A 1,436-nucleotide genomic window follows, 5' to 3' on the forward strand; every position below is an offset into this window, starting at 1 on the left:
TGAACTGACCCCCAGTAGTTGGACAGTTTAGTTAGGTTAGCACGAGGGATTGAGTTCGGTATTGCACCGGGCTCAATCCCTTTAGTTTTTGTTTGATTCGATCATGGTTGTAGTAGTGGATGTATTCCTCTAGCTTTGCCTTAAATGACTGAACATCCTCAAACTTCTTTTGGTAGAAGAACTCGGTCTTCATAATCCCAAACCAGTTCTCCATGACAGCGTTATCTAGGCAATTGCCTTTTCTAGACATGCTTTGAGTAATGCCTTGCTGGTGAAGGGCCTGTTGATAAAGCCCCATCTGGTATTGCCAACCCTGGTCTGAGTGCAACATAGGTTTGTCTTTTGGTCCCAGTTGTTTAAATGCGCTTTGGAGCATTTGCATGATCGAGCTAATCTGTGGCCGATCAGCAATCTCATAGGAGATGATCTCTTGGTTGTATAGATCTAAGATCGGTGAGAGATACACCTTCTCACCTTTGATATTGAACTCAGTGACATCAGTGACCCACTTCTGATTAGGTTTGCTTGCTCCAAAGTTACGCTCTAGTAAATTGGGTGCCACCTTACCGATAGCGCCTTTATAGGACCGATAGCGCTTAGGGCGAACAGTGGACTTTAGGCCAAGTTGGCCCATCAGCTTTTGCACGGTCTTGTGGTTTAAGTATTGCTGCCCGTTGCGTAGCTCTAGTAGCACTCGCCGATAGCCATAGCGACCCCGATGGGCATTAAAGATCTGGGTGATATGCTCTTTAGCATCCTGATAAGGATCGGCTTTACTACTGGCATCCCGCCAGTAGTAATAGACGCTTCTCGCCATCTTGGCAATCTGGAGTAAATCTAGTAAACGGTAATGCAGCCTTAACTCAGTAATTACTTGGGCTTGCTCTCTTTTACTGCTTTGCTCTGAGCTAAGGCTTCTAACTTTTTTAGGTAAGCACTCTCTGCCTCGGCATACTCTAAGCGTCTTCGCAACTCTGCCGGCGTGAGCTCAGAGATCGGCTTTTTGAGTAATGCTTTGATATTAAATTGAGACATCGGCGGTCGTCCTCTCGGTCGATTGGCAAGGGCTGTAATACCGCCTTCATTGTAGAGTTTTTGCCACTGCAAAATCGTAGTCATACTCCCAATGCCGAAGTGGGCGGCAGCTGGCCTTGCTGATATCTGGTGCGCAGCCATGTGCTGCAGAACTTGGACTTTAAAATCTGGGGAGTAGCGTTGGAAGCTGGGGTTAAGACCGCTATGACCATGGGCTTGATAGGCCAAGACCCATTTGCGGACATCTGAATGGCTAATCTTAAATAGGTGACCTACCCGCCTAAGACCGCCTGACCTTAGAAACTCTTTAACTACCTTTAGCTTGAACTGCTTGCTGTACTTGCTCATAAAACAAAACCCCCTTGGTTGGACATAATGTCCAACTTTTGGGGGTCAGTTCA

Annotated in this window: 1 protein-coding gene; it reads right to left on the bottom strand. The window is 46.7% G+C overall.

Going from position 1 to position 1,436, the window contains the following annotated elements:
• Positions 1-31 precede the first annotated feature (31 nt).
• A protein-coding gene (locus ICE90_RS10735) for an IS3 family transposase (RefSeq protein ID WP_370624674.1) occupies positions 32-1,383 on the bottom strand; the annotation gives its coding sequence in 2 pieces (ribosomal slippage) (positions 32-921 and positions 921-1,383; 1,353 coding nt in all).
• Positions 1,384-1,436 lie beyond the last annotated feature (53 nt).

Source organism: Polynucleobacter sp. AP-RePozz3-80-G7 (assembly GCF_018882145.1).
GTDB lineage: Bacteria > Pseudomonadota > Gammaproteobacteria > Burkholderiales > Burkholderiaceae > Polynucleobacter.